Origin of the sequence: Capilliphycus salinus ALCB114379 (assembly GCF_047276495.1) — a bacterium.
GTDB lineage: Bacteria > Cyanobacteriota > Cyanobacteriia > Cyanobacteriales > Microcoleaceae > Capilliphycus > Capilliphycus salinus.
On record NZ_CP178543.1, the window covers coordinates 2,531,527 to 2,551,513 of the forward strand.

22 protein-coding genes are annotated in these 19,987 nt (G+C 44.8%); 14 read left to right on the forward strand and 8 right to left on the reverse strand.

Features of this window, described 5'->3' with window-relative positions; all coding sequences use genetic code 11:
• Nucleotides 1–31: 31 nt before the first annotated feature.
• Nucleotides 32–1,498, reverse strand: coding sequence for a dihydrolipoyl dehydrogenase (lpdA, locus tag ACL6C3_RS10590; RefSeq protein WP_413167133.1), 1,467 nt, complete (start codon nt 1,496–1,498; stop codon nt 32–34).
• Between the two features lie 639 nt (nt 1,499–2,137).
• Between lpdA and ACL6C3_RS10595 the strand changes: the two genes are divergently transcribed.
• The 3 genes from ACL6C3_RS10595 to ACL6C3_RS10605 all read left to right on the forward strand — a co-directional run bounded on the left by ACL6C3_RS10595 (nt 2,138) and on the right by ACL6C3_RS10605 (nt 3,797).
• A complete protein-coding gene (locus tag ACL6C3_RS10595) occupies nt 2,138–2,866 on the forward strand; it encodes an ATP-dependent Clp protease proteolytic subunit (RefSeq protein WP_413167134.1) in 729 nt (242 codons plus the stop codon).
• Between the two features lie 224 nt (nt 2,867–3,090).
• Nucleotides 3,091–3,339 (forward strand): hypothetical protein, encoded by a 249-nt coding sequence (locus ACL6C3_RS10600; RefSeq protein ID WP_413167135.1) that lies wholly within the window; start codon nt 3,091–3,093, stop codon nt 3,337–3,339.
• Entirely contained in the window at nt 3,336–3,797 is a 462-nt protein-coding gene (locus tag ACL6C3_RS10605) for a type II toxin-antitoxin system VapC family toxin (protein ID WP_023066678.1), read from the forward strand. The genes ACL6C3_RS10600 and ACL6C3_RS10605 overlap by 4 nt, the downstream gene beginning before the upstream one ends.
• A 53-nt stretch (nt 3,798–3,850) precedes the next feature.
• Here ACL6C3_RS10605 and ACL6C3_RS10610 read toward each other — a convergent pair whose 3' ends face one another.
• Complete coding sequence (locus ACL6C3_RS10610) at nt 3,851–4,489, reverse strand: SH3 domain-containing protein (protein WP_413167136.1); 639 nt, start codon at nt 4,487–4,489, stop codon at nt 3,851–3,853.
• 571 nt (nt 4,490–5,060) lie between these two features.
• Here ACL6C3_RS10610 and ACL6C3_RS10615 point away from each other — a divergent pair.
• Entirely contained in the window at nt 5,061–5,276 is a 216-nt protein-coding gene (locus tag ACL6C3_RS10615) for a KGG domain-containing protein (protein ID WP_413167137.1), read from the forward strand.
• 141 nt (nt 5,277–5,417) lie between these two features.
• Here ACL6C3_RS10615 and ACL6C3_RS10620 read toward each other — a convergent pair whose 3' ends face one another.
• Together ACL6C3_RS10620 and ACL6C3_RS10625 are read right to left on the reverse strand one after the other, a co-directional pair.
• On the reverse strand, nt 5,418–5,771 hold the full coding sequence (locus ACL6C3_RS10620) for a hypothetical protein (RefSeq protein WP_413167138.1): 354 nt from the start codon (nt 5,769–5,771) through the stop codon (nt 5,418–5,420).
• 99 nt (nt 5,772–5,870) lie between these two features.
• A complete protein-coding gene (locus ACL6C3_RS10625; RefSeq protein WP_413167139.1) occupies nt 5,871–6,830 on the reverse strand; it encodes an orange carotenoid-binding protein in 960 nt (319 codons plus the stop codon).
• A gap of 746 nt (nt 6,831–7,576) precedes the next feature.
• On the opposite strand from ACL6C3_RS10625, the gene ACL6C3_RS10630 reads away from it, so the two are divergent.
• The gene (locus ACL6C3_RS10630; protein ID WP_413167140.1) at nt 7,577–8,593 is read left to right on the forward strand and encodes a DUF2207 domain-containing protein; all 1,017 of its coding nucleotides are present in this window, start codon (nt 7,577–7,579) and stop codon (nt 8,591–8,593) included.
• Nucleotides 8,594–8,940: 347 nt separating this feature from the next.
• On the opposite strand, the gene ACL6C3_RS10635 is transcribed toward ACL6C3_RS10630, so the two are convergent.
• From ACL6C3_RS10635 to ACL6C3_RS10645, 3 genes are all read right to left on the reverse strand, one after another.
• Nucleotides 8,941–10,347, reverse strand: a complete 1,407-nt coding sequence (locus ACL6C3_RS10635) for an NAD(P)(+) transhydrogenase (Re/Si-specific) subunit beta (RefSeq protein ID WP_413167141.1) — start codon at nt 10,345–10,347, stop codon at nt 8,941–8,943.
• Nucleotides 10,344–10,640 (reverse strand): NAD(P) transhydrogenase subunit alpha, encoded by a 297-nt coding sequence (locus ACL6C3_RS10640; RefSeq protein WP_413167142.1) that lies wholly within the window; start codon nt 10,638–10,640, stop codon nt 10,344–10,346. Before ACL6C3_RS10640 ends, ACL6C3_RS10635 begins: the two co-directional genes overlap by 4 nt.
• A 457-nt stretch (nt 10,641–11,097) precedes the next feature.
• Entirely contained in the window at nt 11,098–12,243 is a 1,146-nt protein-coding gene (locus ACL6C3_RS10645) for a Re/Si-specific NAD(P)(+) transhydrogenase subunit alpha (RefSeq protein ID WP_413167143.1), read from the reverse strand.
• A 385-nt stretch (nt 12,244–12,628) separates the two neighbouring features.
• Here ACL6C3_RS10645 and ACL6C3_RS10650 point away from each other — a divergent pair, with 385 nt between their 5' ends.
• From ACL6C3_RS10650 to ACL6C3_RS10690, 9 genes are all read left to right on the forward strand, one after another.
• The gene (locus tag ACL6C3_RS10650) at nt 12,629–13,138 is read left to right on the forward strand and encodes a DUF2808 domain-containing protein (protein ID WP_413167144.1); all 510 of its coding nucleotides are present in this window, start codon (nt 12,629–12,631) and stop codon (nt 13,136–13,138) included.
• Nucleotides 13,139–13,628: 490 nt separating this feature from the next.
• Nucleotides 13,629–13,766, forward strand: a complete 138-nt coding sequence (rpmH, locus tag ACL6C3_RS10655) for a 50S ribosomal protein L34 (RefSeq protein ID WP_413167145.1) — start codon at nt 13,629–13,631, stop codon at nt 13,764–13,766.
• A 59-nt stretch (nt 13,767–13,825) separates the two neighbouring features.
• Nucleotides 13,826–14,230: a ribonuclease P protein component gene (gene rnpA, locus ACL6C3_RS10660; RefSeq protein ID WP_413167146.1), complete on the forward strand. Its 405-nt coding sequence runs from the start codon at nt 13,826–13,828 to the stop codon at nt 14,228–14,230.
• Nucleotides 14,202–14,585 (forward strand): PH domain-containing protein, encoded by a 384-nt coding sequence (locus tag ACL6C3_RS10665; protein ID WP_413167147.1) that lies wholly within the window; start codon nt 14,202–14,204, stop codon nt 14,583–14,585. Before rnpA ends, ACL6C3_RS10665 begins: the two co-directional genes overlap by 29 nt.
• A gap of 179 nt (nt 14,586–14,764) precedes the next feature.
• The gene (gene yidC, locus ACL6C3_RS10670) at nt 14,765–15,937 is read left to right on the forward strand and encodes a membrane protein insertase YidC (RefSeq protein ID WP_413167148.1); all 1,173 of its coding nucleotides are present in this window, start codon (nt 14,765–14,767) and stop codon (nt 15,935–15,937) included.
• Nucleotides 15,934–16,422: a protein jag gene (locus tag ACL6C3_RS10675; RefSeq protein ID WP_413167149.1), complete on the forward strand. Its 489-nt coding sequence runs from the start codon at nt 15,934–15,936 to the stop codon at nt 16,420–16,422. Before yidC ends, ACL6C3_RS10675 begins: the two co-directional genes overlap by 4 nt.
• 167 nt (nt 16,423–16,589) lie before the next feature.
• Nucleotides 16,590–17,090: a YceD family protein gene (locus ACL6C3_RS10680; protein ID WP_413167150.1), complete on the forward strand. Its 501-nt coding sequence runs from the start codon at nt 16,590–16,592 to the stop codon at nt 17,088–17,090.
• A gap of 55 nt (nt 17,091–17,145) precedes the next feature.
• On the forward strand, nt 17,146–18,672 hold the full coding sequence (locus tag ACL6C3_RS10685; RefSeq protein WP_413167151.1) for an AAA family ATPase: 1,527 nt from the start codon (nt 17,146–17,148) through the stop codon (nt 18,670–18,672).
• 69 nt (nt 18,673–18,741) lie between these two features.
• Nucleotides 18,742–19,191: an SH3 domain-containing protein gene (locus ACL6C3_RS10690; protein WP_413167152.1), complete on the forward strand. Its 450-nt coding sequence runs from the start codon at nt 18,742–18,744 to the stop codon at nt 19,189–19,191.
• A gap of 285 nt (nt 19,192–19,476) precedes the next feature.
• Here the strand turns inward: ACL6C3_RS10690 and ACL6C3_RS10695 are convergent, their stop codons facing one another.
• Entirely contained in the window at nt 19,477–19,896 is a 420-nt protein-coding gene (locus ACL6C3_RS10695) for a DNA-binding protein (protein ID WP_413167153.1), read from the reverse strand.
• Nucleotides 19,897–19,987 lie beyond the last annotated feature (91 nt).

Consider the following 19,987-nt stretch of genomic DNA (forward strand, 5'->3'; position numbering starts at 1 on the left):
TTTACAGCCTAATGGTAACTTTTGCCTCGAATTAATGCGCCGCACTCAAAGCCCGTTTGTAAGCTTCATCCAACACCTCAGAAAGCGTCGGATGCGTATGAACAGAAAACGCCAACGTATGCACCGACTCGCGTTTCATAATTGCATTCGCCGCCTCTTGAATTAAATCAGCAGCGTGGAACCCAAAAATATGAACGCCCAAAATTTCTCCCGTATCTTTGCGGTAAATGACTTTAGCAATTCCGTCCGTTTCTCCCTCAGCAATTGCCTTAGAATTACCCTTAAAATAGCTCTTAACTGTCGCAACTTCAAAGCCTTCTTTTTCGCCCAATTCCTTCGCCGCAGGTTCAGTTAAACCCACATAACTAATTTCGGGATGGGTAAACGCCGCAGCCGGAATACTGCGATAATCTACCTGGCGGTGGCGATCGCAAATCGTTTCTACAACAGCAATTCCTTGGGCAGATGCCGTATGCGCCAACATCATTTTACCCGTTACATCGCCAATTGCCCACAAATTCGCAATCGGTTCGCCGTTAGAAGTTACCGCCAAATCATCATTAACCGGAATAAAACCGCGTCGGTCTGTTTCCACCCCAACCGATTCTAACCCCAAATTTTTACTAAAAGGAATGCGACCCGTTGCCACCAAACAAGCATCAACTTCTAACACTTCTTCTACTTCTTTGGTTTTGGCATCGGCTAACTCAATAACTACCGGAGAACCAGGAGTTACTTTCACCGCCAATTTCCCGACCCGAGTTTCAATATCTCGCGGCGAAATTAACACCCGTTGGGCTAATTTAGCAATATCCGGATCGAAAGTTGGCATCAATTGATCCAACGCTTCAATCATGGTAATTTCGCACCCCAAAGCCGTATAAATATCGGAAAATTCCAAACCGATATAACCGCTGCCAATAATCGCGATCCACTGGGGTAACGATAGTAATTTTAGCGCCTCATCGCTGGTAAAAACCGTTTTGTGATCCACTTCAATTCCGGGGGGAACAAACGGGATAGAACCCGGCGCCAAAATAATATCTTTCGCCGTAATTGTTTTGTCACCTTTGGAGGTTTCAACCGTTACCTTTTGCGGGGCGACCAATTTTCCCCAACCTTGAATGACATCAATTCCCAAACGTTTTAAGCTGTTGGTCATGTCGCCGCGAATTTTCGTAACAATATTTTCCGCGTGACCCGCAATGGTTCCCCGGTCAAAGCTAACCTGTCCCAGTTGAATTCCTAGCGTTTGTAGATGATGAGTATTGCGTAACTCTCGCACCCGTCCAGCAGCAGCTAACAAGGCTTTTGATGGGATACAGCCTCGGTTAACGCAGGTTCCGCCCATTTCTGCAACTTCCACGATAGCAGTTTTCAAGCCGCAGCTAACGGCGTGGAGGGCGGCACCGTGTCCACCGACCCCTGCGCCAATTATCACTAAATCGTAGTCAAAATCACTCACTCTACCTCTCCTGGTGCGATCCTTTATGTTCATTGTGAACCACAGAGGGGACAGTAGACAAGGGTTAATTCGTCTGAGGTTGAAATTCTACCCAATTCTGTAGGGGCTGATGGCATCAGGCGTAAACCCATTGTCATTAAAGTTGTAGTTAAAAAAGTTCGTAGTTGCGCTTGAGCGCACCAAACCTCGGGCGGTCGCAACAACGGCTAACTGAATAATAATAATTTTACAGCAATCAGTCAAGGTAAGGGAAGTCAATCGAGGATTCAAATCTTACAACAACCGATTACCTTTTCTATCAATTGGTGAATGAAGAATAGGAATTACAGCAATTTACAGCAATTTCAAGTTAGCGATCGCTTATTTTCCCCGACTTTCCCCAATCTATAGCGTTTTTAAATCCGTTCTAAAAAACGGTTAACTTGAAACAAAGATCTAGCAAGCGAGACGCTTGCACTGCCTAAAAAATTGTTAGAAATTCTGAAAAATACCGTTGAGGAATTACCCTGTTAATTTAGTTTTCCGAATAATTCTCAGAAATGAGATTTGATGTATAAATTCTTTTCGTACATTTTTATACAAAATTTAACTTGATTGCCCTAGACAAAGCAAGGGTTTACAAGTGAAACTTAAAAAGTATTAAACATCAAATTATATTAAACCCCAATTTCAATGATTTTCAATAGTCCTTTAATTGTATCTTCTATTTCTTTAAGTCTGATCACTATTACTCTCAGTCCGCATGAAATGATGGGAAAAACTTCTCAAACAATGGATTTGAGGTTTAATATCGCTCAAGTTCTCAATCCTATCACTCCATCTTTAAATCGCCCAGATTCTGATCTCGGGGTCGATCAATGGTTGGTGAGAGAAAGAATTGTAATCATCACAGGAGAAATAACACCTGAATCAGCACAAAGAATTGTATTTCAGTTAATGTATCTAGATAGGAAAGCACCGGGTACAGATATTTATTTATACATTAACTCCGAAGGTGGTCATATAACATCGGGTTTAGCAATATACGACACGATACGATCTCTTCAATCTGATGTGGTGACGGTTAGTTTGGGAGAATCGAGTTCAATGGCAAGTTTTTTATTAGCTAGCGGTACTAAAGGAAAACGCTTTGCTCTACCTAACTCCCGAATTATGATTCATCAACCTGTATGGGGTGTTTTCGGACAAGCAAGTGAAGTTGAAATTGCAGCTAAAGAAATCTTGTATTTAAAAAATTTACTTAACCGCTTGCTCGCCGAACTAACTGGTCAATCACTAAGACAAATTGAGATTGATACTGATCGAGATTTTTTCATGTCCGCTCAGGAAGCTAAAATATATGGAATAGTTGACAAGGTAGTTAATCAACTCCCCTCAGCTTCTCGTCCATTAAATGAGTAACTCAAATTAACATTGTAGATTGGGTTGACGCCAGGAAACCCAACATATGTTTTTAATTACAATCCAAAAATTGAACCGATAGCCCTAAAAAACAGTGATCCCTTTCTGAACGCTCATCAACTGAGTTTCATCGTAAAGATATGGTTTCTCTGTAGTGTGATGATGATTGGGTGAAATCGCCAATTTAAGGCTATAATAAATATGTTTTAACCTAACTATCAGTTATGCTGCGAGAACAATTGAAACAGCAAATAGACAGACTCAATGAAGACCAGCTTCAAAAAATAGCCGATTTCATCAACTTAATTCAATCTCAATCCGAGCAATTGACATCATATAAAATTCCATTTTGGCAAACAGCAACACCCGCAGAACGAGCCAGGGAGTTTCGCAATTGGGTTTCTCAACTTCCTAGAACCAGTGTGAGTTTATCTGATGAAGCATTTAGCCGCGATCGCATTTACGAAGAATGACAAAATATCTACTAGATACCAATGTTATTCTGCGTTTTTGTAATCCTTCTGACCAGCAAAATCATCTCGCTACAGAAGCAATATTTTGTTTGCTAAACCGAGGGGATGAATGTTTTCTTGCAACACAAGTATTGATTGAGCTTTGGGTAGTTGCAACCCGACCCGTTGAAGTGAATGGCTTGGGATGGACTACAGAAAAAACGCGAAACATAATAGACCAGCTTATTATTCGCTTCCCATTACTAGAAGAATCCTTACAGATTTTTCCCCATTGGTTAGACTTAGTTACAACTAATAAAATTATGGGTAAACGGACTCACGATGCCCGTCTGATTGCCGCTATGTTTGCCAATGGAGTTACACATCTTCTGACGTTCAATCCCACTGATTTTTCAATCACATCAAGTATTACAGTTGTACATCCGCAGCAATTAGTGACACCTGAAATTAATGATTGAACCGAGTGCGATCGCGTAGCTATGCGATCGCATTGTATTATTTTAACTGTTAATTATCGCCACATCTCAAATTGATCTTCAGAACATCCATTGATATAGCGATTATTTACCCAACCAAAAAACGGAGTAAACTTTTCATTGGGAGGAAATCCATCAACCAAAGCAACAATTTTTACCCAATCTCCCCGACGAGAAACCGCCCGCACGCCGTCACCCCGTTTGAGTTGTAAAACCACTTCACTTTTTAAGTCGGGATTTTGACGAATATTGACTTTACTATTAACTTGGTTGGTGACAATAAACGAACAAGAGGTATTATCAACTAACTCCTGATAATAATCGGGGTTAGACTGGGCGATAGGAGTCATTTTTTGAGACAGCAACACCTTCTTTTTCGGGTCAAAAACTTTTAAAGTATATTGGCTTGTATTGCCTTCGGGAATCATACTATAAGTATAACCCTTGCGTTCCCAGGCGTAACGTCCTTGAGTATAATTAGAAGTGCTAGGAATATGAACACAACGTTCTTTCGCGTCGCAACCCAGGTAAGAAGCAGAACTTCCTGAACCCTTAATAGTAACGGTAAAATTACCGCCTGTGAAGGTGTCAGCCAAAGCAGGAGTTGCTAAAAATGCACTGGCGATCGCAACGAATGTTAGAGTTTTTAGAATAGATGTAATTTTCAGTTTCATGGTGATGGTTCCCGGTTAAATCAATTGAACTGATTCTGTTTTCGCCCGAGATATCCGTTGATTTTAGGGTTGATAGACACAAACTCAATTGTCTACAAGCAAAATAGCCACGAGTGCCTAAATTCTCAATTTTGGATAGGATCGCAAAGGGACAGTTCGACTTCTGTCTATTTTTAAGCTTCAGCTTGTTTGTCTGGTGAGTTGAGAAGATTTGCAGAATTTAGCTAAAATGGCGTCGCACAAATACAGTATAATAGACTTGACATTAACACCTTCATTGATATAAATTTGATATTGTTATTCATCGTTTATTGTTGAGCTTGCTTCGGGAAAATACCAGGAACGTTATCAACAGCAATCTATCTAAAGTTCAGTTCAGTTTTACTTAAGTATCGTTGTTTTTATTGTTGAGTTTTGTTAACGGCAACTGGCGGCAAAGTTATTAACGGTAATCTATCAAAAGTTCAGCAAGCGTTAATTGAAAACTTACATCTAGAGATAGACTCTATACTGTTTCAGAGTTGATAACTTATAAAGAAGTAAATATGTTTTGAAAAAAGGAGAAAATCAAATGTCTACTGAAGATCGTGGATTTGCTTCAATGGATGAAGATAAACAACGTGAAATAGCCAGTAAAGGCGGTAAAGCCGCCCATGAAAAAGGAACCGCTCACGAGTTTACTTCTGAAGAAGCTCGCGAAGCGGGTAAAAAAGGCGGACAAACAACCAGTCAAGACCGCGAATTCATGTCGGAAATTGGTAAAAAAGGCGGCCAAAACAGCCACTAATTAACTGATTTTCGATTTGAATAATCAAGGATTAACGGATCATTTTCCCGCTCTAAACAAGGGAGTTTAGCATTGGTGAACGGGTAAAGTTTTGAACGAAATTTTCCGATCAATCAATAGACTAAAACTCCCTTGAAAACTTTACATTCGTGTGAGTACAGAAACCTTACTAATCTTCTCAGCATCTAAACCTTTCAGTTCATCAAGATGCAACCATCCCTCTTTTACTAACTGAGCAAAGGTAAAAATCAACAGAGAATCTCTACTATCATACTTACCATCAATATCATGTCTTCTGGCACTTAAAAAATCGTGTAGAAGCCAAATATCATCAAGCTTTGTAATCTCACCTGCTTGTTCTCGAACAACTTTGATTAAAGCCGTAATTTCTCGCTGATAAGCTTTTTCAAACGCCAGCCGAGCAATTTCTTTCTCGGCGGTAGACCACTCAATATCATTCACGGGTATTGTCAAACCTAAAATATCTGCAATCATCTATGTTAACCGATTCTACGGTTAGCCTCCAAATAAAAGAGCGCCCTTTGCACTCAGACGCTCATCCAAAATTAAACAGTATTTTTGCTTAATTTTTCTCTAACGAGCTAAGTTTAATAGCTCTTTGGGAGAGGCTAACAAATCAATTGCAACGAAGAAAATCTTGTTTTCAGCATTCAGTAAAAACCGCCAAGCAATATTCATACCCACACCGGCACCGAACCAGGGAGTTTGTACTTTACCCGTTACTTTTATTTGAGTATAACCATCGTCGGCCGGTTCAGAAACGCCTCGCTCTGGGATTAATTTAAGATTCTGACATTCTTCTTGGAAAAACCGCAGAACCGCTTCTTTCCCTACAATGGGTCTGCGAAAAGGAGGTTGCAACGCCCCATCGGGTGCAAATAACTCAATCAACGCATTGAAGTCATTGGCATTCAAATTATTCATGTATTCCAACACGGTGGAATTGGTAACGCCTTCAATTTTGACCTGAGTGCGCTTTGCCATGTCCGTCGGAGGCGCGACAGGTTCGGAAACACGGGTGTAACTCCCTAATTTGCTGGTGTCAAACCCCATATCCACAACCGAATTCCGCAAAACGGTAATTTGTTGACCCGACTCTAAATCACGAATAGCTTGTAATACCGCCGCCGCATTTGCAGAAAGCTGATAGCCCTCGGGAATTGGAGCCACAAGTCCCTGATCCATCCATTGGCCCAGTTGATACCAAAAACCGAGCTTAATATTCGGAGACCAAGTTGCATAGGTTCGGCAAAGGGGCGTATCTGAACGGTTTGCCAAGTCGCACATCACCTGGGACTGCTCTTGAGCCTTCATGGCTCGAATTTCGTTGAGTGTAATCTCAGCAAACTGCATATTCGCCGCTCCGGGCGCCGCAATGGTAATGGTTTTACCCATTTCAAGATAAGCAAACCAAATCAAAGCCAGTTGGTCTTCTGCACTAAGCTGAGTAAACCGAGCAATAGTAGCAGGAACGGCATCAGCCGCTAAGGTATTTGGGAAGATGTTGCGGGCTGAATCGATTGTAAATGGCATAAATTACCTTTTCAATGTCCAAGGAAGGTTTAACTCAATGCTTCTTATCGCAAGTGTTATCAAACCCACCTCTACAATAGGGGAATATGGTACACCCAAATATAAAGAATTCAAATTGGGGGTTAAGCATTTTTTATGGCAATCCGTCTTTATGCGTTGGCCCTTCTTTCTGACTGATTTTGATTTGTTAATAACGAAAAAGTAAGGGGTTTCAGTGTGGGGGCTTCCGGTCATTTTCAAAAATGTTTTAACCAATTATTATAACACATCTCTATGCGGGGATAAGATTACTTAGAAGAATTAATTTACAGTCGGCGACAAAAAGCGATCGCGATCGCCATAGATGCAGTGAGCGGGTTTTCGCACCTCAGAAGCAGTTAGCCGAAGCATTGGGAGTTACTGAAACGACAATTAGAAATTGGGAAGTGAGACGTTCAGTTCCGAAGTTAACCCCTGTTCAATATAACAAATCCTTAGAAGTTCTGGAAATTACCGTTGAGAAATTGCCTGATAATTTTGGCTTTCCCAATGACTAAAATCAGCAAATTCATAAATTCTCATTAAGAGGTTGTAATACTAATAAGACTCAGATACCCGTCACTAAGAAACTCAGTTTCTTAGGAAGATGGGGGCTGCGTCAGTTCCAACAAAACATAATCTCCAACATAATATCTAATATGAGACTCAAACTTAAGTGGCAGAGAGTCCTAATTTTCCTACTCTCATTTTTGCTGAGTTTCGCTCCGATGCTAATGGCTGTCGGACAAGAAAACTATCCATTTTATTGGGAATTTCTCAATGTGAACATTGACGTTCAAGAAAATGGAGATATGCTCGTCAGTGAAACCCACAAATATGTTTTCACCCAACCTCACACCCAAGAACGATCTCGATACATTCCTTTAGACAAGGTAGATAATATTAAGGATGTTGCCGTTTTTGAAAATAATCAAAAAATTCCTGCTAAAATTGAAGTTGAAAATCATCAACTTTGGATTAAATGGCAACATCAACTTAATCCTCCCGAAGCGCATACTTTTGTATTAAAATATCGTGTGATTGGAGGTTTACAAGTTAGTGAAGATGAAGCTCGGGTTTACTGGAAAGCCATATTTTCCGGTCGAAATGCTCCAATTCAAAATGCAAAAGTTGTAGTAAGATTTCCTGAAGTTTTATCGGGAAAAATTACCGAATATACCAGTTATGGTATTTTAACCCAAATTCGTCAAATCAATCCCTACACGTTTCAATTTATCGGTCAAAAGCCAGTGCTTCCGGGACAGGAAATAGAAGTTTTTGTTGCTTTTCCCCGTAATCTTCTCAATGTCTCTACACCCAATTTTCAGCCTGTATCTTTCTTAAACTCTCCGAAAACTGATTCATTTTCTGATGTTTTTGAAGATATTAAAGTGGTAATTTTTATCATTTTTGGCTTTATTTTTAGCTTGCTGGTGTTGATCATGTTTATCAAATGGTGTAAACAAGTTTCACGCCGTCCTAACCGAAGTCGTTCTACAAAAAGTACCCCAAACCGTAGCCGAAATACGGGTGGATACAGTGGCGGTAGTCAATCCACCAGTAGCACTGTGGATTCTAGTAGCAGTGCTAATTATAATAGCAGTGCCAATTCTAGTAGCAGTGCCAATTATAATAGCAGCAGTAGCGATTGTAGTAGCAGTTCTGGATACAGTAGCGGAGGAGACTGCGGAGGATCTATAAGTAACGTGGGTGACTGTGGTGGCGGTGGCGGTGGCGCTTACTAATATTACCGCTTTGAGAAAACCGCTTTCAAGACTTGCTACCTTGACCGCACAAATTAACCAATTTTTCCTTTGTTATATGATATCCGGTTGATTAATGCGTGTTATGGGGTGGGGCGGGTTTATGTCAATCTCGGAGTAGTCGTAAACATCACGGTCGAACCCGCCCCGACGTTTAGGATTATTATATGACTGCAAAACTCCCATAAATTAACCCTCGATCGCATCTTCCAAAAGATAACAATCGAGGGGATTTTAAATACAATTAAAAGGTTGTAGGCTGCATCAAATTCTCAAAGCTTTCGGTTCGGTAAGAATAGCAAGAAAATTGATACACCTTACCCTAAAAACTAAAGCTGTTTGATTTCAGAAACCAACTTAGCAACCGCATCTTTAGCACTGCCAAAGAGCATCATGGTTTTATCCTTGTAAAACAGATCATTGTCTACACCTGCAAAGCCAGTATTGAGACTGCGCTTAATTACGATGGTGTGTTTAGCCCGATCAACCTCTAGAATAGGCATTCCAAAGATGGGGCTTTTTTGGTCTTCCCGTGCTGCGGGGTTAACCACATCATTGGCGCCAATAACCAAAGCCACATCAGTCTGTTCAAACTGAGGGTTAATGTCATCCATGTCATATAACTGAGGATAAGGAACATTCGCCTCAGCCAACAACACGTTCATGTGTCCGGGCATCCGTCCGGCTACGGGGTGAATAGCATACTTGACATCAACACCCAAACCCTCTAACATATCGACTAATTCTTTAACCGAATGTTGGGCTTGAGCAACAGCCATCCCGTAACCGGGAACAATCACCACAGAGCGAGCATAACCCAACATCATCGCCCCTTCTTCGGGGTCAATAGTACGAACGGACTTATCGGTTGTACCACTGCCACTGGCAACCGCAGCACCCGTATCGCCCGTACCAAATCCGGCAAACAGAACGTTTGTTAGCGGACGGTTCATGGCCTTACACATGATGATGGTCAGGATAATACCGGACGCACCCACCAACGCACCCGCAATAATTAGCAGGTTGTTCATCACCACAAAACCAGCCGCACTCGCCGCCAAACCCGAGAACGAGTTCAACAGAGAGATGACAACGGGCATATCGCCGCCCCCAATGGGGATAACGAATAAAACCCCTAAAATCAGGGAAATGCCAACAATACCCAAAAATACGGGCAAATTGAACGGCGAGAAGCAGATATAAACGCTACCGGCAACAAACGCGATCAATAACGCCAAGTTAAAGGGCTGTTGCAAGGGGAAAATAATCGGAGAACCGCTCATAATCCCTTTGAGTTTGGCAAAGGCAATTAAAGAACCGGTAAAGGTTACACCCCCAATTAACACGCCCAATACTGCGGTAATGGTTGTAGGGAGAGGAGGCGTTTGGGCAGCCGATAAATAGCGCCAAAATTCACCGACGGCAATTAAGGCCGATGCAGCACCCCCCAAACCGTTGAATAGACCGACCATTTCCGGCATTGCGGTCATTTCAACCTTGTAGGCGGCGATCGCACCGATCACCGATCCGATCACAATCCCCACTAAAATCATTTCATAGTTGAGGACTTCTTCATTCAGTAGAGTGGCAACAATGGCGATAAACATCCCCACCGCCGCCCAGAGGTTTCCACTGCGGGCCGTTGCAGGTGAACCCAACTTCTTCAAACCAAAGAAAAATAGGGTAACAGCAACCAAGTAGCTTAACTGTATACCGGTTGGTAAAAACTCGCTCATGCTTTAGCCTCCTTTTTCTTGAACATTTCCAACATCCGATCTGTTACCAAGAAACCGCCAACGACGTTAATCGTCGCCAGCACAACGGCAATCAAACCTAAAATTACAGTTACGTTCCAATCCCGTTCTCCGGCGATAATTAATGCCCCCAAAACGGCAATACCGGAAATTGCATTAGCACCGGACATCAGCGGCGTGTGCAATGTCGGTGGGACTTTAGTAATCACCTCAAACCCGGCAAATGTTGCCAGGACAAACACAAATAATGCGGAAATTAGCGTTTCTGCTGTCATAATCTTTCTAGAAATTAGCGGTTAGTCATTGCGCGAAAAGCCCAATTGTTAGGAGTCAGAAGTTCAGAAATCAGAAGTCAGAAGTCAGAAGTCAGAAGTTCAGGAAAAACTGATCGCTGATAACTCTAAAAACTGGTGACTGGTGAGGCAGTGCTGACTTGGCGGTTTCCGTATCGGAGCGCTTGCCTTGCGGCCCGGCGCGGAATAGTCGCGAAGCGCTTGCCTTGCGGCGGGCGCGGAATAGTCGAGAGCGCGTTCCTTGCGACGGGCGCGGAATGGTCGCGAGCGAAGTAAGCCGCTTTGCGGCAGGCTACGCCAACGCGCATAGAGCAAAGTTCGCGCATAGAGCAAAGTTTGCGATCTTCCGCAACGGACGTTCCCGCATATGGTGACTGGTGACTGGTGACTGAAAAACTGGTGACTGGTGACTGGTGACTGGTGACTGATAATTCCCTTTTTACTGAGTCACAGCAACCCCGAGGGCATCTTTAACCCGTTGAGAGCGAATTTCGCCGTTGTGAGTCACACAGGCGCCGTCGATGATATCATCCTCAAAGTTGAGGGTGAGTTCACCTTCAGTGGTGGCCATCAGCTTTAATAGGGCTGAGAGGTTCTTGGCGTAGACTTCGCTAGCGTGAACCGGCATCGAAGACGGTAAATTGATCGGGCCAACGATGGTCACACCATGTTTCAGCACGTCTTTTCCGGCTTCGGTACATTCGCAGTTCCCGCCTTGAGAAGCAGCCAAATCAACCACCACTGCTCCCGGCTTCATTTGAGTGACCATTTCCTCAGTCACCAAAATTGGAGCTTTTCTACCCGGAACCTGAGCCGTAGTAATTACGACATCAGAAGCAGCAACGTGAGCCGTCAAAACTTCCCGGGTGTGTTGTTTGGCTTTTTCTGAGAGTTCTTTAGCGTAGCCGCCTTCGGCAACCGTATCTTCTTCGAGGGTGACATCAACGAACTTCGCGCCCAAACTTTGGACTTGTTCCTTAACTTCGGGGCGAATGTCAAAAGCTTCAACCACAGCACCCAAACGGCGGGCGGTAGCAATCGCCTGTAAACCCGCTACACCTGCCCCCATGACTAACACTTTCGCCGGACGAATGGTTCCGGCTGCGGTGGTTAACATCGGGAAATATTTTGGCAGGGTGGCGGCGGCAATTAATACCGACTTGTAACCGGCCAGGTTAGCCTGAGAAGACAAGGCATCCATGCTTTGGGCGCGACTGGTCCGAGGAATCATTTCCATGCTGAAAGCGGTCACTTTCCGCTCACTCAGCTTTTGGACCAAGCCCGGATCGCCCAAGGGGTTTAAGAAGGCAATTAAAATACTGCCTTCGCGCAGTTTGTCCACTTCGGACTCTTCAAAATTGCCCACTTTCAGGACAATATCGGCATCGCGCCAAAGAGTCGCCGTATCCCCGATGACTTTGACACCCACTTCCTCATAAGTGGCATCGGAGAAAAAGGCCCGTTCACCGGCGCCGGCCTCTACCCAAACTTCGATTCCTTGTTTAACGAGTTTGGCGGCAACCTCCGGCACCAGGGCAACCCGACGTTCATCGACTTGAATTTCTTTTGCGATCGCTATCTTCATGTCATAAACTCTCCTTATGCAGATGTGTTTTTCAGTTAACAGTTATCCAGGATCGCAGCTACCAGGGGTCTGAGTTAACAGTTACCGATTTCTTTACTGTTTACTGTTCACTGTTGACTGTTCACTGTGATAGCTGTTTACTGGCACTGATTTAACGGCAGTCGCCTGTTTGAGGGCGTTTTGTAGCTGATTTAGTTTCCATGCCCAATATTGTCGAACTTAACCTCCAATGGACACAACTCGACACCACCCTCTTAGTTGTGTCACAATTACTTTCTATCTTGCATCGTAAATCGGATATCGCCTGAGTATTTCGTATCTTTAACTTGTTTTTATCTAGTTCAGGGTTTTCCTATAAAATTTCACTTTAATTAGAGGAGTGTGTATGCGCCGTTTTTTTTCCAGTCTTGCTCTGACGGGTGTCTTGCTTGGGGGTCTTCCCGTTCTCAGTTTAGCCCAAGGGCTGCCGGGAATTACCCTGTTTGGGGGACCGGAACAGGCGAACCTGCTGAATTTCTATCTGCAAAGCGGTGAAGCCGGACGTTGGGATCGTTATAAACTCAGAATTCCGGCAAATAAGCTCAATTTGGCCGTCGCTTTGATCTCGATTACCTATCCCGAGTATTATGAAGGCAAGTTTGACCCCGATCGGATTGAAGTGCGGATCGAAGGAGAATCGATTCCTCTAGAGGAAGTGGTTTGGGATGCTGAAAATCATTTTATTGAAATTTATCCCACCGAACCCATCCCCGCCGGTAACAAGCTGGAAATTGTACTATCAAACGTGAAAAATCCCACTTTTGGCGGGATGTATCATTTTAATGCCAATATCCGCACCCCCGGAGATGTTCCCCTCCTGCGATATATCGGAACTTGGGTTTTGAGTATTGATTAATAAATAGGGAACAGGAGTCGGGAGTCGGGAGGATGGGGAGGTGGGGAGATAGGGAGATAGGGAGGTGGGGAGATAGGGAGGTGGGGAGATAGGGAGATGGGGAGATAGGGAGATGGGGAGATAGGGAGATGGGGAGATCTTGCCTCTTGCCTCTTGCCTCTTGCCTCTTGCCTCTTGCCTCTTGCCTTCTGCCTCTTGCCTTCTGCCTTTTGCCTGATCCGTCGTTCCCTGATCCGTCGTTCCCTGTTCACTGGTGACTTGATAACTGCCTATTGCCTCTTCACTGGTGACGGGTTCGCGACTCGCGGTCTTGGGGTCCCCCCAAGTGAAGCGACTGCCGTTCGCGCAGCGTCTCCGAAGGAGATACCCGAAGGGTGACTGGTGACTGGTGACTGATAACTGCCTGTTCCCTTATTCTACTTTTTGCGTGAAGGTAGATATGCTAAGATTAGCGATTGGGACTTTTTTGGAAAGCTAAAAATCAAGAACAATGGCTCAACAAACCTTAAAGGGAACGAACCGCAAGAAAAAAAGAGTATCGGGGTTTAGAGTTCGGATGCGAACAAAAAACGGTAAAGCGGTGATCAAGGCTCGTCGCAAAAAAGGACGCGCTCGTTTGTCGGTGTAGTCCTTGGCTTTAGCCGGACCGGGGTTAAGCACCGATTTTACTGTGGAAATTCTAGGGCGATGTTACCCAAAGTTCATAGACTCTGGCATCCGCATGATTTTAAAGCCGTTTATGCTCGTGGAGTGCATCGCAAGACTTCTCACTTAACCCTGAGAGCATTACGATGTTCTCCTGATCCCGATGATTTAACGGCAGACGGCGATCGAACCAAGCGTTCAACCCGGATTGGGATTTCGATCAGTCAAAAAGTCAGCAAACGGGCTGTGATTCGCAACCGAATTAAACGACAAATTCGAGCCGCATTTCGTCAACTGTTGCCGAAGCTGTCGGAGGGTTGGGATATCGTCGTTGTGGTCAAACCAACAGCGTTAGAGTGCAATTATGCCGAATTTCTGCAAGAATTAGAACAGTTGTTGGTACAAGCAGAGGTAATCCATGAGTATTCGGGAGGAAACATTGTATGAAGGTGGCCCTCATGTCGGAGACCTGATTCTCAATTTGTTAATCGGACTGACGATTATCGGACTGCCCTTGGCTGTTGGTGCTGTGGTCAGAGCTTTGTGGTTGCGCTACCGGATTACAAACCGTCGGGTTTCTGTGACCGGAGGCTGGATGGGACGCGATCGCACCGATATCGTTTACTCGGAAATTGTGAAAATCGCTAAAGTTCCCCGAGGATTGGGACTGTGGGGAGACATGGTACTCACCCTCAGAAATGGGAGTCGCTTAGAACTCCGCGCCCTGCCCCGCTTTCGAGAAATTTACGAATTTATTGAAGAAAAAATTGCTTTAAAAGCAAATGCGTCCCGTAAAAATTAGGGCAAGAATTGATTGGGGTTAAAATCAACAAAATTAAATCGCGAATTTCGTCCCCAATTTCAGGACGTTTTCAAAAATTAGGATCGGGAAACTGTCAATCCTTTCCAGGAGTGGAAAGAGATTGTGTAAATTAGTGATTAGAGACTGGTAAGCAGATAGATTATCTCATAATAAGACGAATGGACTTTGGTATTGGGTTTCTCTCAAATAACATCATGCTGCCGATCCTGGACTTTTTCTACGGGATCGTGCCGAGCTATGGTTTAGCGATCGTATCCTTAACGCTCGTCATCCGCTTTGCTCTTTATCCTCTAAATGCCGGCTCAATTCGCAATATGCGCCGCATGAGAGTGACTCAGCCATTGATGAAAGAGCGAGTCGAGAAGATTCAGCAACAGTACAAGGATGACCCGGTTAAACAACGCGAAGAAATGAGCCGAGTTTACAAAGAACTGGGAAACCCCCTGGCTGGATGCTTTCCGCTGTTGCTTCAGATGCCGATATTATTCGCGCTATTTGCCACGTTGCGAGGATCGCCCTTTTCGGATGTTAACTACACTGTAGACGTGGAAATTTTTCCTCGCGAACAGATGGAACTGATTCAACCCAAAGCCTACACGACAAAACCGCAAAACGTGTATGTCGCCGATGGGGTTCACTTTTCGACCGTCGCCCTGTTACCGGGGGGAAATCGAATGGTTGTTGGGGAAAAAACCGAGGTCGAACTTGAAACCGCCCAAGGTGAACCGTTAGAAGCTAAACTGGCTAATTATCCGGAGACCAAGCTGACTCCGACTTGGACGATCACCAAGGGAGAAGATAAAGTCAAGATAGACGACCAAGGAAACATTGTCGCCCTCGCTCCCGGACAAGCGACCATCCAAGGAACGCTCAAAGGAATTGCAGCCGATAAAGGCTTTTTGTTCATCGATGCTTTGGGACGAGTCGGCGCCTTCGATGAAGATGGCGTAATTCACTGGGACATCGTGGGCATGATTTTAACCTTTGGGATCAGCCTGTATGTAAACCAAGTTCTCTCGGGACAAAGTGGCAGTGCAAATAGTGGAAATCCTCAACAGGAAACCATTAACAAAATAACTCCGGTTCTGTTTACGGGAATGTTTTTCTTCTTTCCCCTTCCGGCTGGCGTGTTGTTATATATGCTAATTGCCAACATTTTCCAGACGGTACAATCGTTTATTTTGTCGCGGGAACCCTTACCGGAAAATCTTCAAAAAATCGTCGAAGAAGCCAACACAAAAACTGCAAAAACCGTCCCTGCATCGGGTGGGGGAACTGGAAAACGATCCGCACTTCCTTTTGAACCCGGAAGTTCTAAAAAGAAAACATGATGCAAGCAATGGACGAAGATCAAATGCAAGAGGGCAAAGAATGGCTGGAAGAACTCTTAAAAGTGGGAGCGCTTTCTTCGGCCGTTCAAATCTCTCCACAAGAGGACTCTTGCTGGTTAACCATTAACGAAATTAACCTCTCCCCTCATCAAATTTCCGCCCTCACAGGCACCGGTGGAGAGGTTTTGGATGCCCTCCAATACTTAATTAACACCGTCGTTAATTTGGGTCGAGAAGAAGAGGAAAAAGCCGCCTACACGGTGGAATTAAACGGATATCGAGAACGTCGTTATCAAGAACTGAGCGCTTTGGCCGAAAATGCAGCCAAACAAGTTCGTCAAACCGGAGTAGAACTAGAAATCAAGTCTCTCTCCTCGGTGGAACGTCGTTTGATCCATAACCTCTTGAAAGACAGCCAAGATATCGAAACCTACAGTCGAGGACAAGAACCCGATCGCCGGCTGGTGATCAAGGTCAAAAGTTAGAACGTCTGAGGATTCCAAAAACCGATAGGGACCAAAAAAACGGATTCACTCAATACAACAGACAAACATCTATGCTTCCGTAAGCGCCCACTTGATCCGTTCTTGCCGCCCACATAGTCTGTTTCTTATTTAACGTGTCAATCCCCAGTTTTGGGAGTAGCAGCCCTATGGATGCCATCTACATCCCTCATCTGTTAAAAGCACCTCAACGCAGTCAAGAGTTTCAGTTTGAGGAGTTTCTTCCCTCACTCGAAACTCTGACCCCCGTTCGAGGGACCTTGAAGGTGACTCATAAAAGCACTTACATCGAAGTCACCGCTCAAGCCGAAACCATCGTTACCCTCACCTGTCATCGCTGTCTCAAACAGTATAACCATCGCTTGAAAGTCGAGACATCCGAAATGATCTGGTTGGATGCTTCGGCTCATCAAGCTCATCTCAATTCCCTCGATGTGGAAATCAATGTCGAAGACTTGGTAGAAAGCCTTTCCCCTCAAGGTTATTTTGATCCGGCCGATTGGTTATATCAACAACTGTGCTTGCAAACCCCCTGGCGACAACTGTGTGATGGGCCTTGCGAACCGCCCCAAAGCACACAAACCGGACAAGACAGGGCGATCGATAGCCGATGGGCGGCTTTAGAAGCCCTCAAACACCAACTCGGCTAAGTTGACGCCCAAACCCCAAAATTGCTGAAGTTGAACAAGCCACCATCAAAACCTGATGAGCAAATTTAGCGAGGAGCTAGAATTACTCCTGCGAGCGCGATACTCCTTAATCTACATTCCCACTCTCGAAGAAGAGCGGATAGAACTGGCGATCAAACAATCAGCCAAACAGCAAGGAAATCGACCGGTTTACATTTGGGATTTTGTTGAAGGCTATCAAGAAGGAAATCCCAATGATCTAGGATTTGGTCGCCGCAATCCTCTACAAGCCCTAGAATTTGTGGAGAAAATCGGCGATTCTAGTCCGGCAGTTTTCATTTTACGGGATTTTCACCGCTTTCTTGATGATCTTGCCATTTCTCGGAAACTTCGCAATCTCGCCCGACGCCTGAAGTCTCAGCCGAAAAACATTATTCTCCTTTCACCCCAGATCGCCATTCCCCCCGATCTCAGCGAAGTTTTAACCGTTCTGGAGTTCCCCTTACCCGAACGAGCCGAAATTCAAGCGGAGGTGCAACGCTTACTCGCAGCGACGGGATACTCGGGAGATGTCAGTCAACTCGATGAAATGGTGCGGTCTTTTCAAGGCTTATCCATTGAACGCATTCGCCGGATTTTAGCCAAAGCGATCGCCACGCACGGAGAAGTCCGTTTCGATGATGTCGATCTGATTTTAGAAGAAAAACGACAAACCATCCGCCAAACCCAAATTCTCGACTTTTACCCCGCCCAAGAAAACATTTCCGATATTGGCGGCTTGGATAACCTCAAAGACTGGTTGCTGCGGCGAGGCGGCGCTTTTTCCGAACAGGCGCGACAATACGGTTTACCCTATCCGCGAGGACTCCTACTGGTCGGAATTCAAGGCACCGGAAAATCCTTAACCGCCAAAGCGATCGCCCACCACTGGCACCTTCCCCTGTTGCGCTTGGATGTGGGGCGTTTATTCGGCGGTTTGGTGGGAGAATCGGAATCGAGAACCCGCCAAATGATTCAACTTTCCGAAGCGCTCGCCCCCTGCGTGCTGTGGATCGATGAGATTGATAAAGCCTTTTCTGGAATTGGCAGCCAGGGGGACGCGGGAACCGCAAATCGGGTGTTTGGAACGTTTATCACCTGGCTGGCGGAAAAAACCTCGCCGGTGTTTGTGGTGGCGACGGCGAATAATATTCAATCCTTACCCCCGGAAATCTTGCGGAAAGGGCGGTTTGATGAAATCTTTTTTGTGGGTTTACCCTCCCAGGAGGAACGTCAAGCGATTTTTGAGGTGCATCTATCCAAATTGCGGCCTCACGGGATCAAAAATTATGATATGAACCGTTTAGCCTACGAAACCCCCGATTTCTCGGGGGCGGAAATTGAACAAATTCTGATTGAAGCGATGCACCTCGGGTTTAGTCAAAATCGCGACTTTACCACCGAAGATATTTTAGAAGCCGCCAGTCAAATTGTACCTCTGGCTCGTACCGCCAAAGAACAAATTCAATTTTTGCAACAGTGGGCGGCGGCGGGAAAAGCTCGTCTGGCTTCTCGCAACAGCAATTTGAGTCCTCGCTTTCAAGGGGAAGATTTTAAGGTATAGTTAACGTTTGAACTTCTCTTATGCCCCCAAATGTCTCACCGCTCATCCCTGACCATTTCTCATTCTCCTATGAGCTTGTATAATATTTTCAAGTTTTTAGTCGGGTTTGTTTTAGCCTTTGTCATTCTTGCAGGTGCTAGCGTTGCGGCGGCTCTCTATTTTGCGGCTCGGCTGACTGAACTTCCCGATCGCCCCACTTTTGCTAACGATAATCCCCCAACCGCAACGGCGAGCAACCCACCGAAACCGAATCCCAATCCAACCCCGACCCCGGCTCCGACTCCTGCGGCTCCGAAATTACCAGAGGGCGCTTATCGAGCGGTGGTGGTACAGCCGATTGGTTTAATTTTACGGGAGAGTCCGAATTATGAAGCGACTCGAATTGGCGGTGTGGGTTATGAGGAAAAGGTGATTGTTTTAGAAGAAAGTGAAGATAAAAATTGGCAGCGCGTACAGGCAGAAGAAGATAGTAATCGGGTCGGTTGGGTGAAAGGGGGTAACACTGAACCTTTGGAATAATTCAGGTTTTTTTTAAGGTTTGATTCAATTGAATCATATAAATTCCAGTTGAGGCACGACAAAATCGTGTCTTTTATCATATTAAAATGAAGAAGCGGCGAATTCTTTATTATATAGCGCTACTTGAATCGGGAACAGGGAACACCGGAACACCGGATCAGTAGACTGTGAAAGGGTTTTAGGATCTAGAAATGTCCTAACCAAATTTTGTACTGCTATATTTTAATAATATCAAGTCCGGTTGAATACCCATCATAAAAGTGTGGAGAGATCAAGAGATTTTTACTAACCGATGATCTGAACTTCATGTAGAGTTTCAATCCAAACCTTCGCACCACAACGGAGAGGTTTATCGGGACGATAGACAACACGACATCCTCCCGGTATTTCGACAATATGCCCATAAGTATTGGTGTTGCGCGTTTTGACCGTAATCACGGGAAGTTGTTCCTGGTGTTTTTGATTTTGGCGAATTCTGTGAGAATTAACGTGAATAATCGTTGTTGCAGGCTTTTTGAGATTACACCAACGGGGAGCAGGGCCTCTTGTACCTCGCTCAATTATGGGTTCGCCCTTAACGAGGGGAATGAGCCACATTTTCCCGGTCTTATAGGCACCTTGGACTCGGCCTGCGCTCAGGAGAACTCGCAGTCGAGCGGTGGAGATTTTTAAAATACGGGCTGCTTCTGTAGTACCGACAATCATTGGACTAATAGTGAATCGCAATAGTTTTGAAACTGTATATCTAGATTATAAATGATCGGCCGATCAATGGTCAAGGATCTGGCTATTCGGT

Coding starts and splice junctions, on each gene's coding strand:
- lpdA (WP_413167133.1), bottom strand. CDS start 1,498: ATGAACATAAAGGATCGCACCAGGAGAGGTAGAGTGAGTGATTTTGAC.
- ACL6C3_RS10595 (WP_413167134.1), top strand. CDS start 2,138: ATGATTTTCAATAGTCCTTTAATTGTATCTTCTATTTCTTTAAGTCTG.
- ACL6C3_RS10600 (WP_413167135.1), top strand. CDS start 3,091: ATGCTGCGAGAACAATTGAAACAGCAAATAGACAGACTCAATGAAGAC.
- ACL6C3_RS10605 (WP_023066678.1), top strand. CDS start 3,336: ATGACAAAATATCTACTAGATACCAATGTTATTCTGCGTTTTTGTAAT.
- ACL6C3_RS10610 (WP_413167136.1), bottom strand. CDS start 4,489: ATGAAACTGAAAATTACATCTATTCTAAAAACTCTAACATTCGTTGCG.
- ACL6C3_RS10615 (WP_413167137.1), top strand. CDS start 5,061: ATGTCTACTGAAGATCGTGGATTTGCTTCAATGGATGAAGATAAACAA.
- ACL6C3_RS10620 (WP_413167138.1), bottom strand. CDS start 5,771: ATGATTGCAGATATTTTAGGTTTGACAATACCCGTGAATGATATTGAG.
- ACL6C3_RS10625 (WP_413167139.1), bottom strand. CDS start 6,830: ATGCCATTTACAATCGATTCAGCCCGCAACATCTTCCCAAATACCTTA.
- ACL6C3_RS10630 (WP_413167140.1), top strand. CDS start 7,577: ATGCTAATGGCTGTCGGACAAGAAAACTATCCATTTTATTGGGAATTT.
- ACL6C3_RS10635 (WP_413167141.1), bottom strand. CDS start 10,347: ATGAGCGAGTTTTTACCAACCGGTATACAGTTAAGCTACTTGGTTGCT.
- ACL6C3_RS10640 (WP_413167142.1), bottom strand. CDS start 10,640: ATGACAGCAGAAACGCTAATTTCCGCATTATTTGTGTTTGTCCTGGCA.
- ACL6C3_RS10645 (WP_413167143.1), bottom strand. CDS start 12,243: ATGAAGATAGCGATCGCAAAAGAAATTCAAGTCGATGAACGTCGGGTT.
- ACL6C3_RS10650 (WP_413167144.1), top strand. CDS start 12,629: ATGCGCCGTTTTTTTTCCAGTCTTGCTCTGACGGGTGTCTTGCTTGGG.
- rpmH (WP_413167145.1), top strand. CDS start 13,629: ATGGCTCAACAAACCTTAAAGGGAACGAACCGCAAGAAAAAAAGAGTA.
- rnpA (WP_413167146.1), top strand. CDS start 13,826: ATGTTACCCAAAGTTCATAGACTCTGGCATCCGCATGATTTTAAAGCC.
- ACL6C3_RS10665 (WP_413167147.1), top strand. CDS start 14,202: ATGAGTATTCGGGAGGAAACATTGTATGAAGGTGGCCCTCATGTCGGA.
- yidC (WP_413167148.1), top strand. CDS start 14,765: ATGGACTTTGGTATTGGGTTTCTCTCAAATAACATCATGCTGCCGATC.
- ACL6C3_RS10675 (WP_413167149.1), top strand. CDS start 15,934: ATGATGCAAGCAATGGACGAAGATCAAATGCAAGAGGGCAAAGAATGG.
- ACL6C3_RS10680 (WP_413167150.1), top strand. CDS start 16,590: ATGGATGCCATCTACATCCCTCATCTGTTAAAAGCACCTCAACGCAGT.
- ACL6C3_RS10685 (WP_413167151.1), top strand. CDS start 17,146: ATGAGCAAATTTAGCGAGGAGCTAGAATTACTCCTGCGAGCGCGATAC.
- ACL6C3_RS10690 (WP_413167152.1), top strand. CDS start 18,742: ATGAGCTTGTATAATATTTTCAAGTTTTTAGTCGGGTTTGTTTTAGCC.
- ACL6C3_RS10695 (WP_413167153.1), bottom strand. CDS start 19,896: ATGATTGTCGGTACTACAGAAGCAGCCCGTATTTTAAAAATCTCCACC.